The organism is Pseudomonas sp. NY15372 (assembly GCF_048068215.1).
In the GTDB taxonomy this organism is placed as follows: domain Bacteria; phylum Pseudomonadota; class Gammaproteobacteria; order Pseudomonadales; family Pseudomonadaceae; genus Aquipseudomonas; species Aquipseudomonas guariconensis_A.
The window spans coordinates 47,417-61,473 of the sequence record NZ_JBLUPY010000019.1 but is presented as its reverse complement, the minus strand read 5'-3'; the positions used below and the strand labels follow the sequence as shown (position 1 = coordinate 61,473).

At 62.1% G+C, this 14,057-nt stretch carries 6 protein-coding genes; 4 read left to right on the top strand and 2 right to left on the bottom strand.

Features of this window, described 5'->3' with window-relative positions:
- Positions 1-146 precede the first annotated feature (146 nt).
- The 4 genes from ACNFG0_RS14820 (at position 147) to ACNFG0_RS14805 (ending at position 5,456) form a co-directional block, all read left to right on the top strand.
- Positions 147-1,202, top strand: a complete 1,056-nt coding sequence (locus ACNFG0_RS14820; protein WP_196143586.1) for a GlxA family transcriptional regulator — start codon at positions 147-149, stop codon at positions 1,200-1,202.
- 91 nt (positions 1,203-1,293) lie between these two features.
- A complete protein-coding gene (locus ACNFG0_RS14815; RefSeq protein ID WP_416765415.1) occupies positions 1,294-2,496 on the top strand; it encodes an NAD(P)/FAD-dependent oxidoreductase in 1,203 nt (400 codons plus the stop codon).
- 175 nt (positions 2,497-2,671) lie between these two features.
- A complete protein-coding gene (gene yghU / locus ACNFG0_RS14810; RefSeq protein WP_416765414.1) occupies positions 2,672-3,508 on the top strand; it encodes a glutathione-dependent disulfide-bond oxidoreductase in 837 nt (278 codons plus the stop codon).
- A gap of 244 nt (positions 3,509-3,752) precedes the next feature.
- On the top strand, positions 3,753-5,456 hold the full coding sequence (locus tag ACNFG0_RS14805) for an amidase (protein WP_196143583.1): 1,704 nt from the start codon (positions 3,753-3,755) through the stop codon (positions 5,454-5,456).
- A 389-nt stretch (positions 5,457-5,845) separates the two neighbouring features.
- On the opposite strand, the gene ACNFG0_RS14800 is transcribed toward ACNFG0_RS14805, so the two are convergent.
- Entirely contained in the window at positions 5,846-6,016 is a 171-nt protein-coding gene (locus ACNFG0_RS14800; RefSeq protein WP_196154187.1) for a KGG domain-containing protein, read from the bottom strand.
- A gap of 117 nt (positions 6,017-6,133) precedes the next feature.
- Positions 6,134-13,723, bottom strand: coding sequence for a neuraminidase-like domain-containing protein (locus ACNFG0_RS14795; RefSeq protein WP_416765412.1), 7,590 nt, complete (start codon positions 13,721-13,723; stop codon positions 6,134-6,136).
- Positions 13,724-14,057: the final 334 nt, after the last annotated feature.

Sequence of the window (14,057 nt, the reverse complement as noted above, 5' to 3'; positions counted from 1 at the left end):
TTGGCAGCCCAACCGCGACGCAAGGCCGCTGCCACGGTGACCTACCGAGGGGCGCGACCTTGTGTCGCGAAAGGCGTGCGTAGCGGTCCCCTCGCCGCTTCACGCTGTGTAACATGGGCGCATCCGCCCCCCTTGCGATGTGCACCATGACCCACCCCGCCAATGTGCCCGACGCCCTGCCGCCCTCGGTAGACCGCCCCCACCGGGTGGTATTTCTCGCCTACCCGCAAATGGGCCTGCTCGACCTCACCGGTGCGCAAACGGTGTTCTGGGCCGCAGGCAAAGCCCGCGCCGAGCGGGGCCTGCCCGGTTACGAGATGCACACTGCCAGCCTCGAAGGCAACCTGGTCGCCACCGCCGAAGGCCTGGCGGTGGGCACCGAACCGCTGGAACCTTTGTTGCGCGACACCATCGACACCCTGGTGGTGCCCGGGGCACCGGAAATCGTCCGCACCCTGCCCGAACATGCCGAGCTGGTCGGCTGGCTGCGTCTGGCCGCCGCGCGCGCCCAACGTACCGCCTCGGTGTGCAGCGGTACCTTTCTGCTGGCCGCTGCGGGGTTGCTCGACGGCCGCCGCGCGGCCACCCACTGGGCCATGTGCGACGCGCTGCGTCGGCGCTTCCCCGAAGTCGAGGTGGATGCCGAGTCGATCTTCGTGCAACAGGGCAAGGTCTGGACCTCGGCCGGCGTCAGCGCCGGTATCGACCTGGCCCTGGCCCTGGTGGAACTCGACTGCGGCCGCGAGGTGGCCATGCAGGTGGCGCGGGAGCTGGTGGTATTTCTCAAACGCCCAGGCGGCCAGGCCCAGTTCAGCGAACTGCTCAAGGCCCAAGGCGAGGACAGCGGCGCCTTCGAAGCCTTGCACCTATGGCTCAACGACCACCTGGGCGACCCGCACCTGACCGTCGAACGCCTGGCCGAGCAAGCGCGCATGAGCCTGCGAAACTTCACGCGTGTATACAAACACACGACCGGCCGCACCCCGGCCAAGGCCATCGAGGTGTTCCGCCTGGAGGCGGCACGGCGCCTGCTGGAGAACACCTCTCAACAGGTCGAGCAGATCGCCCGCCAATGCGGCTTCGGTTCGGAGGAGCGCATGCGCCTGGCCTTCCAGCGCCACCTGGCGGTGACGCCGCGCGACTACCGTGCCCGCTTCGCTCGCAGCGTGCCCTTGGCCGAAATCCAGGGATCTTTGGCCTAGGGCCGGGCACCCGCTGCGCTTAGCATCGTTGTTTCCAAGGCGCCGAGACAATGGGCGCCAGGCCTTCCCTCGCAATCGCAGGAGCACAACGATGAAACAGATCCTGATCATAGGCGCAGGCTTCGCCGGCCTGTGGAGCGCCCTGGGCGCGGCGCGCCAACTCGACCTACATGGCCGCGACGATGTCCGGATCACCGTGCTCGCGCCCCAGGCCGAGCTGCACATCCGCCCACGCTTCTACGAGCCCGATGTACATAACATGGCCGCGCCGCTGCAGGCGTTGTTCGATGCGGTCGATGTACGCTTCGTCAAAGGTACGGCCTACCGGATCGACGAGGCCTCGCGCAGCGTGGCCTACCGCGAACCTGGCAGGCGCGAGGCGAACCTTGGCTACGACCGCCTGATCATGGCCTGCGGCAGCCAGCTCAACCGCCCGGACCTTGCAGGCTTCGAGCATGCCTTCGACGTCGACAAGATCGAGTCGGCCGTACGCCTGGAGGAACACCTCAAATCGCTCGCGGCCCTGCCCCCGAGCCCCGCACGCAATACCGTGGTGGTCGCCGGTGGCGGCTTCACCGGCATCGAGACGGCCACCGAGCTGCCCAGCCGCCTGCGGGCGATCCTTGGCCCACAGGCTGGCCTGCGTATCGTGGTGGTCGACCGCGGCGCGAGGATCGGCGCAGCACTGGGCGAAGGTATCCGGCCTGCGATCGAGCAGGCCTCCCAGGCCTTGGGCGTGGAGTGGATCTGCGGCGCCACCGTCGCGTCGGTGGATGGCGAGGGTGTGCTGCTGGACAACGGCCAGCGCATTGACGCCAGCACCGTGATCTGGACCGTGGGCTTCAAGGCCAACCCGCTCACCGAGCAGATCCACGGCGAGCGTGACCACCAAGGCCGCCTGCATGTGGACGGCAACCTCAAGGTCAAGGGCAACGACGCGGTGTATGCCGCCGGCGATGTGGCCTTCGCCGCCTGCGACGAGGTCGGCAACCATGCGGTGATGTCCTGCCAGCACGCCATTCCCCTGGGACGCTACGCAGGCAATAACGCCGCCGCCGAGCTGATCGGTGTGGCACCGATGACCTACAGTCAGCCCAAGTACGTCACCTGCCTGGACCTCGGCGCCTGGGGGGCGGTGTATACCGAAGGGTGGGAGCGCAGGGTCTCGCCACCGACAGACAAGGCCGAGGCGAAGCAACTCAAGGCGCAGATCAACTCGGTCTGGATCTACCCGCCGGCCCCGGACCGCGCCAGTGCGCTGGCTGCCGCCGACCCGCTGATCCCGGTTGCCTGAGTGCCTTGACGAGTTGAGCACTGAGCCCCTAGTGGGAGCGGGTTTACCCACTCCCACAAGGGGCCGGTGTTCGCCGCCCGTCACGCCAGTACATTTGCCCTTCGCGTCGAACCCATGGCATAGATGCAGGTCCACGTTCTACGTGACCGCTTCGAGCCTTCAGGAGATTCCGCGCATGAGCAAGCCCTACGTTCCACCCAAGGTCTGGACCCACGAAGCGCCATCCGGCGGCCAGTTCGCCAACATCAATCGCCCGATCGCCGGCCCGACCCATGACCAGGCACTGCCGGTGGGGAAGCAGCCGTTGCAGCTCTATTCCCTGGCCACGCCCAACGGCGTCAAGGTGACCATCCTGCTCGAAGAGCTGCTGGCCCTCGGGCATGCGGGAGCCGAATATGACGCCTGGCTGATCCGCATCGGCGAGGGCGACCAGTTCTCCAGCGGCTTCGTCCAGGTCAACCCCAACTCCAAGATCCCCGCCCTGCTCGACCGCAGCGTCGAGCCGCCAGTGCGGGTGTTCGAGTCCGGCTCGATTCTGCTGTACCTGGCCGAGAAATTCGGCGCCTTCCTGCCCACGGGTGCCGCTGCGCGCACCGAGTGCCTGAACTGGCTGTTCTGGCAAATGGGCTCGGCGCCCTACCTGGGCGGCGGCTTTGGCCATTTCTATGTGTACGCACCGGAAAAGTTCGAATACGCCATCAACCGCTTCACCATGGAAGCCAAGCGCCAGCTCGATGTGCTCGACCGTCGCCTGGCCGAAAGCGCCTACTTGGGCGGGGCTGAGTACAGCATCGCCGATATCGCCGTGTGGGCCTGGTACGGCCAGCTGGTGCTCGGCAACTTGTATGACGCGGCGGAGTTCCTGGCGGTGCATGAATACCGGCATGTGCAGCGCTGGGCCGAGGCGATTGCCCAGCGACCGGCGGTGCAACGCGGCACCCGGGTCAACCGGACCTGGGGAGACGAAGCCAGCCAGGTGCCGGAGCGCCATTCGGCGGCGGACCTGGATTGAGTGCATAGGGGCAAGCCCACACACAGGAAGACGGCGATCCCAAACTCCTGTGGGAGTGGGCTTGCCCCGCGATTGGGCTGCACCGCACCCCGGCAATACCCGCCCTGCATGCACCAACGCACACTTCTCCCGCACCGACACTGCCGCCATGCAAATAACCATTGCCACGGTGCATGCCTGCGCCGGCCCTGGGCTTCTTGCTACACTCGCGCCACGAGTTTCCACCTGCATAACTGGTGACAGCATGATCGAGGTAACCGAGGTTTCCATTGCCGAGCTGCGCGACGCGCTCGAGGCCGGCCGCACGACGGCGGTCGAGCTGGTCAAGGCCTACCTGGCCCGCATCGACGCCTATGACGGAGCCGACACCGCCACCGCTCTGAACGCCGTGGTGGTGCGCAACCCTGATGCACTCAAGGAGGCCGAAGCCTCCGATGCCCGCCGGGCACAGGGCCAGACCCTCGGCCCGCTGGACGGCATCCCCTACACCGCCAAGGACAGCTACCTGGTCAAAGGCCTGACCGCCGCATCCGGCAGCCCGGCGTTCAAGGACCTGGTCGCCCAGCGCGACGCCTTCACCATCGAGCGCCTGCGCGCCGCCGGGGCTATCTGCCTGGGCAAGACCAACATGCCGCCGATGGCCAACGGGGGCATGCAGCGTGGCGTCTATGGCCGCGCTGAAAGCCCATACAACGCCGCCTATCTGACCGCACCGTTCGCTTCTGGCTCGTCCAATGGCGCCGGCACCGCTACTGCCGCCAGCTATGCAGCCTTCGGCCTGGCCGAGGAAACCTGGTCCAGCGGCCGCGGCCCGGCGTCCAACAACGGCCTGTGCGCCTACACTCCTTCGCGCGGCGTGATCTCGGTGCGTGGTAACTGGCCACTCACCCCGACCATGGACGTGGTGGTGCCGTACGCCCGTACCATGGCCGACCTGTTGGAAATCCTCGACGTGGTCGTAGCCGACGATGCCGACAAGCGCGGCGACCTGTGGCGCCTGCAGCCCTGGGTACCGATCCCGGCCGCCTCGTCCGTGCGCCCGGCTTCCTACCTGGACCTGGCAGCCGATGCCAGCGCACTCAAAGGCAAGCGTTTCGGCGTGCCGAAGATGTACATCAATGCCGACCCCGAGGCCGGCACTTCGGAAAAACCCGGTATCGGCGGCCCCACCGGCCAGCGCATCAACACCCGGGCCAGCGTCATCGACTTGTGGAAGCAAGCACGCCAGGCCCTGGAGGCGGCGGGCGCCGAGGTGGTCGAGGTGGACTTCCCGCTGGTGTCCAATTGCGAGGGGGATCGCCCAGGCGCTCCGACCGTGTACAACCGCGGTATCGTTTCCAAGGAATTCCTGCACGATGAGCTGTGGGAGCTGTCTGGCTGGGGCTTCGATGACTTCCTGCGCGCCAACGGCGACCCGAAGCTCAACCGCTTGGCCGATGTCGATGGCCCACAGATCTTCCCCCATGACCCGGGCACCCTGCCCAACCGCGAGGATGATTTGGCAGCCGGCATGGACGAGTACGTCAACATGGCCAAGCGCGGCCTGAAGACCTGGGACCAGATCGAAACCCTGCCCGACGGCCTGCGTGGCCTGGAGAAGACCCGCAAGCTCGACCTCGAGGACTGGATGGACAACCTGGGCCTCGATGCGGTGCTGTTCCCCACTGTCGCCGACGTGGGCCCGGCCGATGCCGACGTCAACCCGGCCTCGGCGGATATCGCCTGGAGCAACGGTATCTGGGTGGCCAACGGCAACCTGGCCATCCGTCACCTGGGCGTGCCCACCGTGACCGTGCCCATGGGCGTCATGGCGGATATCGGCATGCCGGTCGGCCTGACCTTCGCTGGCCGCGCCTACAGCGACAACGACCTGCTGCGCTTCGGCGCGGCGTTCGAGTCCACCGGCTCGCGGCGCATGGTCCCACCGCGGACGCCACCGCTGGGCTGATCGCTACGCAGGGCCGCACTGCAATGTTCATCGCCGGCAAGCCGGCTCCCACAGGAATCGCGCCAGCTCTCAGACCTTTTTCAGAGCCTCCGCCGTACCTGTGGGAGCTGGCTTGCCAGCGATAGGGCCGGGGCAAGCCACTCAAGACAGTTGCTCCCGCCTGGCCTGCGCTGCTTTCAGAGACACCGCCCTACTTGTGGGAGCTGGCTTGCCAGCGATAGGGCCGGAGCAAGCCACTCAAGACAGGCGATTCCGCCTGGCCTGAGCTGCTTTCAGAGACACCGCCCTACTTGTGGGAGCTGGCTTGCCAGCGATAGGGCCGGGGCAAGCCACTCAAGACAGTTGCTCCCGCCTGGCCAGGGCTGCCACAGGGACTGGGTTCCGGCCTGTCAGCCCTCGCCACGCCGTGGGGTACCCCCATGGCTGTGCTGACCACCGACCCGGGCCTTCTCGGCTCGATCGGTCTTCACATCCTGCTTGGTGTTGCCCTTGCGGCCAGCCTCGCTGACTTTCTGTGGATCGTCGGCGAAGCCATGGCCAGCGTCACGGTGCTTGCTCATCGAAGCTCTCCTGATCGGTTGGGTTGCCTCACGTTCGAGCTTGCGCAAGGCCACAGGGTCCATTGCCGCGACCGACGGTCAGGGAAAAAGAGGGCGCGAACGCGCCCTCCCACACCTTCAACGCACGGTGTATTGGACGTGCAGGATGATGTCGCTCAGGCTCTGCAACAGTGACTTCTGTTCGCCCTGGGCCTCGGCGAAATTCAGGGTCATGACTGTCTTGTCATCCGTGTCGCTGGCGTTCGCGATGCTCAACCCCTCGAACGGTAGCCACTGGGCGCTCCAGCGTGGATGCGAGTCGGCCCCATCCGGTGCGAACACACCACCGTCCTGCATGCCGTGGGAAATGGCGCTCTCGTTGCAGCCTGCCGGCAAGCCCGTGGCACTGGTCTGCAGCCGCGCTCGCACATCCTGGTAGGGCCCAAGCAGCGCCGGCAGGGTAACGGCGATGCGTCGAATCCGGCGCATGGCGTTCTTCTCGAAACCCGCCACCAGGCCCAGCTCCTTGAGGCCGAACTGCACGGACAGGTCACCCGTCTGGGCCAGCGTCAGGCTGCTCAACGGCAACTTGTCGACCGTAACCGATTTACCATCGATCAGCGCCTTGACGGCACCGTTCAAGGAAACGGCCTGGTCCCTTACTGTCAGGCGCCCGTCAAAGAGTTTCGCCAGCGATACGGTGCGCGTCACTTCCAATTCGCGTTTTTGCCATTTCACCCAGGCGTTTTCCATCTGGCCCAGGGCCAACATCAGCCCCTCACCGCACAGCAGGCCAGCCCAGGCACCGTTCCAGGTACCGGTGCGCAGATAGCGGGTGGTATCGCCTTTTTCCCACTGCAACGCCTTCTGCGCCATCATGCAGCGCGAGGCCGTCAGGTCGTAGTAGGTGTAGAAAATGGTGGCCAGCCGTGCCCGCAGCCAGCTGTACATCTTTTTGCCGGTGAACTTGCCGCGCAACAGGGCCAGTTGCGCCTGAGCATGGGCCGACTGGGTTTCCATGTGGGCGATCTGCATGCTGGCCGAGGTTTCGCGCACAGTCAGGGCGTCGAGCTGGGCCTGGATGACCGCCATTTCCTGTTCCGCCGATTTGTGCTGGATTTCCCACTCCTGGCGGCGTCGGCGGTAGCTCTCCTCCTGGCCTATGCGCGACGCGGCCACATTGAGCGCGTCGGCATACAAGGTGTAGCCAGTACCGACTGCGCTGACTGCCTGACCAGGCCGGTGACCGCCATTGGCCAGACCGAAAATATTGGGCAGTCCGTCCAGGAAGGCCCCGGCCGTGAACGGCACCTTCGCAATGGCGTTGAAGGTCTGGGCTGCGGTGGAAAGATCCAACGCCTGCATTTCGCGAGCATTGACGTTCTCTTCGTACAGGTCACGGTAATGATCGCGGCGCAGCGTGGCACCTTGCAGCGACGCCTCGAGCGTCACGCGTTCGGCGGCCAACTCGTTGAGCGTTTGCTTTTGCAACGCCACGCTGCTGACAGCCAACTCCACGCCCTGGGTATTGAGCAGCTCTGCCAAGGCCTCGGCATCCTGGCGCTCCAGGATATTTTGCATCGTGCTGCCGAATTGGATGAGCTGCGAGGCCATGGTCCGTGCGCCTTCCAACAGTGGAACGAAACGCAATGCCGGTACGTTGTTTATTTCCGGCAGCGCGTTCTCGCCCCCGGCCTCGGCTGCCACGGCCGAGGCCAGCAACGCCTTCGGATCGGCCGGCGCCGCGTATAGCGGCAGGTTCAACGGTTGGCCGTCCAGGGTCAGGTTGTGCCGCAGGTTGTACATCCGGATACGCAGTGCTTCCCAATAACCCAGCATCACGCGGTTGACTTCCGGCAGGAACCCTGGCCCACCTGCAACGTTGGTACTGGCGACCTGAATGCCCTGAGCCAGACTTGTCAGCCCCGCCATTCGAGCGCTGTGTACCGATGTCGACGCTGCCTGGCCAAGCATCGGATCGCCCCAGTTGGTACCCGGCGCCGTCCAGGGGGCCGAACCCAGCAGGTCAAGGGCGCGCTGGTAGTAAACCTTGGCCTCGGTCAGCGTATCGCGCTCCAGTTTGCGGTAAGCCGCATCGCCCTGCCCGATGGTGATGTCCAGCAGGCGCATGAATGCGTTGAGCTTGTAGTGCATCGGGTCGTTCTGGGCGATGGCATCCGGATCGAAAGATTGCAACGGTTCGTCGTTCCACGATGTATCTTCCTGCAAGGGGCGCACATTCCACATACGCGATGTGTAGTGGTTCCTTACCGTGTAACCGTTCGGGTTGAAGACATACTTGAGCCACTGCTCGGCCAGCTCAAAGCGCTCCTCCTGCAGGAAACGCTGCATCACCATCATCGGTGTGTAGTAGAACAACTCCCAGAAGTAGAGGGCATTGGCGCCAGTGAAGTCCATCAGCGTGGTCGTGTTCCTCCCAATTACCTCCACGCTGTCCACATTGTTCTTGGAAAGCTTCGCGCCCACATCGGAACTGCGGGTGATCGCGAGAGTGTCCTGGGTGATCATGATGCTTTTGCCACCGGGTGCCGTGTGCTTCTTCGCTCGGTACCTCGTCTCCAGGTGATAGGACCTTTGGCCGCTATACACGGCATCCGGCGCAAACGTTACGTCTACCACTACTTTATCCTTGTCGCTCAGCTCGCCTGTCCATAGCAGGGTGCTCTGCGTGCTGGAGGTACTGAGCCATATCTGGGCGGATTTATCCTCACCGTGGTAGCTTTTGTCGTATAACGGCAACGTCAAACGCACCGCTACGCCAATCTCAGGCTCGGGAATCTCCTGGCTCTCGTAGCTCAGCACCGTGTCGATGCCTGCGATTGCTCGCTCCGTGAGTTGGCGAGCAAACAGCGTATTGAGGCGGGTGACCCAACCCCGGCGTGCCAGGTATTGGGCGTTGTTATACAGGGTACCGATAACCGCTGTTTTCAGGGTGTCGGCTTCTTTGTAGACGCGGATGAGGTAATGACGAGCCTTACCCTTGCCAAATCGAAATTCGACCCGGTGGAATGCTTGTGCATTATCACCCCAATCCGCCGTGTTGCCTTTATCGAAGATACCGGTAAAGCTCACTTGCTGCGGGCCTTTGCTCAGATCGAATGCGGTTTTCGCGGTCTCAACGGTGAATGCCTTTTCGTTCGCGCTATAGATCAAACGCTGCACTTCAGAGGCCGGTACTTTTCCGAGGGGGTCCACATAGCGGCTAGGCGTGACGTTCTCCTGACCTTTACCACTCGGGTAGGCCAGCAGTTCGCGGATATTGACCTCGCCCCATTGAGGAATGAGCATGCCCGCCCCTTCGAAGCGTATGTTCATCGAGAGTAATGGGTACTTCCCTGTTTGGATCCTATAACGTCCGACATAGGCATCTCCGCTAACGGTCGACTCTTTGCGAAAAGTCGATTTCTCGTTCACGAGGGGCACATCGAACACCCGTTGAATCTGCCCATGGTCGGCGGAAAAGAATCGCTCGAACTGTTCACGCCCTACACACAAGTACCCCCAGTACTGATCATTCTCCTTGCGCACCATGAAGGCGCCGTAACCACAGCGCGCCAAGGTCGGTACCTTCTGGTTTTCCTGGCCCAGCGCTGGGTACTTGTGAACCAAGGCGGTGACCCACTTGTTCTCTACCTCCGGTTGCTTCGACTCAACCGTCAACAAGGTATCGAGTACCAAGCTATAGCGGTCAAGGGTTTCGTTGATATCCGCGATCTTCACACTCTTGAGCGAGACATCAAACTTCTGGAACCCTGCGGGTATCCCGGACCCCGCTTTCACAGGCATGGCGTTGTCTACAACCGGCCTTCCCTCTCCATCGAACACCGCACACATGCCGATGCTGGCCGACGAGTCAAGCCAATGTGCAACTTGCTTGAGCAGAGGGGTGATAGAGATCGGTTTGCTGCTCAAGTCCTCGAAGATTTCCATACCCGCAAAGTTCGTGATCTCTGCCCTACTGACGGTTTTGCGGTCATAGAGCCCGATCAAAAGCCCGCTGCGCGCTGGTCGCGAAGCGACGAATAGCGACAAATTCTCCAATGATGTGCTCTCCAGCTCCGTCACGTCCGACTGCGCCAGTGGATAATCGATCGGAGCACACCAAGTACCGTCGTAGCGCAACCAGGCAAGCTTGAACGACCAACGCCATTCACGAGCCGTCACCTTGCCATTCTCATCACGGGCAGTGATATGTTCGTAACGCTCCACCCACCCCAGGTAGAGACGCTCGCGATAGACCACCGGCCTTATCAAGTCACCCCACACCGTTGGCGCCAGCTCGATTTTCGTCCACCCCGTCCAGGCATTGGCCGGCAGTACTCCCTCTGCGCTCCGCTTGCCTTCATCCACCGTGCGCCACCAGTATTCACACAACTCACCACGAGTACGCCCAATGAACCAGGATTTGCCAGATTTCTCATTGCGGCTGTCATGGTAGCCACTGACCGTCTCGAGGTTAGCCACCTCTTCGAACGCACTCAGGTAACCGTGAAAAGCATCGCCCACGGTGTCGGCATTGACCTGTGCCTGGCCGAGCATCTGCAGCATGTCGTCCATCGCCTTGGTCTGCCCCAGGCGTATGGTGGGGTCGATGTAGTTTTCCGGGTAGTACCTCAGCATCTGCCCGGCAGCCCAGGTCGCGTAGCGAGCGTTCCAACGTGACCAGTCCCGGAAGAATTGTCGATCCACCACCTCCTGGCGCAACGCCCGCTTGTCCTCAGGTCGGGAGAGGGTCCGATGGATATACATCTGCACAGCGGCAGTGGCTTCGGCAATGCGTGAAGTCACCACCTGCGCGCTGTTGAGACTGTCCAGCAACAAATGCTGATTCAGTTGCTCAATGGTGAAGTGTTCCTTTTCACCCACGAACCCTGCAAGCGCCAGGCTCAATGCCCTCTCGGTGTTGGCCTGTACCGCCTGCATCTGCACCGGGCGCAAGCCCGCCATGAAGCCGTCCGCCACCTTGCGCCAATCGTCCCATGTCGCCGGGCTGCCGATAACATAGTCCAAGGCCAGCATCTGCCCCACGGTTTCTGGCATCACATTGAATGTAGAGGCCAGTGCCAACCATTGCCGCACCACGGCGATTTCCTGCCAACTGGAGAGTTTCGCAGAATCGGCCACATCCGCCTTCAACTCCGCTTGCCGGGCGGCCTGGGCCACTATCGACTCCGAAAGCCCTGACGCCTTAGCGAGCAGCGACGGGGCAACGCCTGTCTCCAGGGCTGCGACCAAGGCGCCACTGGCGCCCGTCAGATCCGGTAAGGTGCTCAACCACTGACTGAAATCACCCAACGCCATGACGACCTGGATGCTGCACTTCAAGGTGGCGGTACTACCGCTGCCCTGGGTGGCCGAGGCAAGCAGCAGTCGAGGCTGCTCGATCAACAGGGCCAACAGATCGGCCGGCACCGCAGTGGCATGCGCGATCAGCGCTCGTTGTGCCAACCCATACGCGAAAGCTGTCATTGCCTTGGCCTGGGCGACGCTTGGCGCCGTGAGCTTGAGGTTTTTACAAACCTGCGCCAGTGTCAGGTTGCCTGGCTTTGCCCGGTCCGCCCAGATCAACAATGCCTGAGTCGCGGTCTCTCCGCCCAGGTTGAAAGCTGAGGCCAACAAAGGCGTCAACGCTCGAATGCAGTCCTGGGTGGCAGGGTTCTCCGGCAGCTCGGCACTGTCGACTGCCGCCCGCATGTCCCCGAGCAGATTGGTGATTTCGGTACTGGCCGGAAGATCATCCACATCACGCGTCATCAATAGCAGGTCGCCCACGGTCCAATTGCGATCACGCAACCAGCTGACGATCGCATCAAGCCCTTCGAGCAATGCCAGCCATTGGGTGGCCGGTGCACTGTGGAGTGCTTTAGGCAGGCCGATCATGCTCAACAGTTGGCGTAGCTCAACGGGCGAGAGACCGTGCAGCCGCGCCCAGAGGCTCAAGGTATAGATGCCTGACAACTGCGCCAGAACGAGACGCAGCGTGACATTGGTGCCCTCCCCAGCCGCGAATGTACGCCCCAACTGATAGAGGCCCTCGTCGTCCGTTTGGCAAGCACGCTTGAGGGTTGCCTTGATAGCGGCGTCCCTGTCGGCATGCGATGGGTGCAATTTTATGGGCTTGTTCTCGATGCCCAGCCCGCCGTCTACCAACGCAGGGTCGTTGAACAGGCGGTCGAACTGGCTTGCCTGGCCGGCATGCACCGACTGCGAAATCAGCCCCCTGGCCATGACCAGCGCCTCTTCGTGGGAAATACCGTATCGTTTCACCAGCACAGCGGTGCGGAACAGCACTGCCAATGTTTCGTTGCTGATCTGGTTCGGGTCCACGCTGTCGACAATAGCTTGCAGTTCTTGCGCTGGCAGGCCGGTCGCTTTGTAGAGACGAATGGCCTTGTTCAGCTTGAGTACGTACGAGGCGGCAGAAAATTTCTGGCACGAGCACGCAAATGGATGCCGATGCCCGCCATACCCTCCCCCGCGGGATTTACGCCAAAAGGTCGAAATCTCGAACGTCTCAGGCACATCCGCCCAATCGAAAGTCTTGCGGTACTCGGTATTAGGCCGTAGCTCAGTCACACCAAAATCAGAGGCGCTGAGAGACATATTAAAAGCACCGCTCACTGTAAATACATCAACGCGGGATACTTTCAGATTGAAACTCAGCAACCACTTGCCAGCTTCCAGGGGGTACAGCCGAACATAATTTATAAATGCAGATGGGGCGCTCAGCGTCACCCTGTTTATGACGCCCCCCACCCGTTTGACCAAGGTCCTACCGCTGTAGTCCGCGGCATCTTGCATATTCAGGAAACCTTGCAGCTCCGCATCCGACAAACTGAAGTAGTCACGCATCCGTATTGGCTGCAACATCGCGGAGGGTGTTGTGCCAGGGAAGTATTTACTGAACTTTTTGTCGGCGTTTTCTTCGGTGACCTCGTCAGTCAGCAGGGCATGCAGTGCAGGTGGAATATCATAGGAAATGGCAGCAAGCGACGCGCCACTGAAATGCTTCGTCACCTGCGGTGCCGCCTGTATCCATGCATGGCTCGGATCCTGCTGGGCATATGCCTGGCGCAAGCGGTCGTGGTTATGATGATACGGTGTGCCACCGCCCCCCAGGTGACGCGAGAGCACCTCCAACACATTCTCTCCCGAAGCCCCTGCCTCCCTTTCCCGATCCAGCACCTGTTGGGCCTTCTCCAGCAGGATATCGTTGGAAAGGCTCAACGCGCTGCGCGGTGTGTCCAGGTTTTCCTGGCTCAACACGAGCCTCTTCAGGTCTGGACGGCGGTTGTCGATGTGCCATGGGCAATCCTTGCTGTAAAGCGCCTTGGCTTCACGGTACATGGCCACCAGATAAGCGGCTGGCGAAAACATCGATGCTACATCGCCAGGCGCGGCGTACTCCGCTGCCCGCCCGCCGAACCACTGCTCGTAGTCGTGCAGCGAAACGTCGGGCTGCTCTATCTCTGCTTTCACCGCATTGGGGAGCAAGGGCGAAGCCCGCGTCAGGATTTTCTTTTCCAATATCAATGAATCGTCGTGCGCCTGCCGGGCAGCCGTATGCAAGTCTTCCAACTCATCTTGCGACAAATCGTCCCCCAGACGAGCATGTAGTTCTTCACAGGAAAGGTGCGCCGCACAAGCAAGTGAGCTAAAACCTGCGTTTTTAACTGTAGCAATATGTGTATCAAGTTGTTTTCGCATCGAAGCAGGTCTCATGCATAGGACAGGCGCGTACGCCCGTCATATTGATTAAAAGGGCAAACGAAGGTGCTAATCATTCAGACGACAATAGAGCGGCATATAGGGAATGGCAGCGTATCCGCCTGTTTTAAGGCGTCAAACACCAGGAAACAGCGACAACTGCAACATGTAGCCATTTTCTTATTTAAATCTTAGTGGCCTATTTTCGGGGTATGAACCGGTAGAAGTACCAGTACACACATGACTGCAAACCATGCTTCGCACTTCAGCGTGATCGGCCATCCCAGGCGCTTGCCACGGGCCAGGCAAGCTGCCAGACGCCCTTCTACCAATG

Bases quoted from the DNA above. Each gene is read 5' to 3' on its own strand.
- ACNFG0_RS14820 (WP_196143586.1), top strand. From the start codon at position 147: ATGACCCACCCCGCCAATGTGCCCGACGCCCTGCCGCCCTCGGTAGAC.
- yghU (WP_416765414.1), top strand. From the start codon at position 2,672: ATGAGCAAGCCCTACGTTCCACCCAAGGTCTGGACCCACGAAGCGCCA.
- ACNFG0_RS14805 (WP_196143583.1), top strand. From the start codon at position 3,753: ATGATCGAGGTAACCGAGGTTTCCATTGCCGAGCTGCGCGACGCGCTC.
- ACNFG0_RS14815 (WP_416765415.1), top strand. From the start codon at position 1,294: ATGAAACAGATCCTGATCATAGGCGCAGGCTTCGCCGGCCTGTGGAGC.
- ACNFG0_RS14795 (WP_416765412.1), bottom strand. From the start codon at position 13,723: ATGCGAAAACAACTTGATACACATATTGCTACAGTTAAAAACGCAGGT.
- ACNFG0_RS14800 (WP_196154187.1), bottom strand. From the start codon at position 6,016: ATGAGCAAGCACCGTGACGCTGGCCATGGCTTCGCCGACGATCCACAG.